Here is a 746-nt window from a genome sequence, read left to right as displayed (position 1 = left end):
GGCAGGACTGGCGGGCCGTCATGCCGATGGGGCGGCGTTTCCGGCTGGAGGCCGCGGCCGCCCGGTGGGTCGAGGCCGACTGCGGGCGGCCCGCGCGCGTGGGCCGCGAGGAGATTTCGCTGCCCCGGTGGGCGGGCGGCCTGCTGGTGTGTGTGCCGCGGGCTGCCCGTACGCCGTCCTGCGGCCGGCCGCCCACCGCGCGGGCCGGGACGAACTGGCCGGGCTGGTGGTGCTGACCGCCGGCGCCACCGAGCATCGTGCCGTCGTCGACCAGGCCCCGGCCGGAACCCGGGTCGTCGACCTGTCGGTCCGGCGCACCGGCCCGACGACCCTGTGAGCGCCCCAAAGCCGCACTCGCCCGGGATCCGGACCGACACCGCCGAACACAGACCGGCTCCCGCTCCTCCGCGGTCCCGGTGCCCGACTCCCGGCACGCGGACGGGAGACGTCCTCGGCGACCGGGCCCTGGTGGCCAGATGCGGCTCGGGCCGGGAAACCCGGTGCTCGGCGGCGGCCGGTGCTGGCCGGTCCGGCAGTGCGCCGTGCCGGCCCCGGCCTGCCCAGGTGGCTCAGCCCCGGCTGCAGCACAGTGAGGGTGATCACCCACAGGTGCGGAACGGGAGGGTCGGGCAGGATCAAGAAGAAGCGACGCGAGCACCCACCGCTCACGGAAGCGGAGTGAGCGGCACCCGCAGACCCCGCTTCGACACGCTCGCGCGCCCGGCTGCGGACACAAGGTTGACGAA

General features: G+C 76.3%; 1 protein-coding gene. It reads left to right on the top strand.

Annotation, left to right across the window (positions count from 1 at the left end):
* The first annotated feature begins 148 nt into the window (after positions 1-148).
* On the top strand, positions 149-337 hold the full coding sequence (locus VR45_RS40545) for a hypothetical protein (RefSeq protein WP_045944993.1): 189 nt from the start codon (positions 149-151) through the stop codon (positions 335-337).
* Positions 338-746 lie beyond the last annotated feature (409 nt).

This window comes from Streptomyces sp. NRRL S-495 (assembly GCF_000966955.1).
GTDB lineage: Bacteria > Actinomycetota > Actinomycetes > Streptomycetales > Streptomycetaceae > Kitasatospora > Kitasatospora purpeofusca.
The sequence above is the reverse complement of the archived record's forward strand: the minus strand, read 5'-3'. Positions and strand labels throughout refer to the sequence as shown.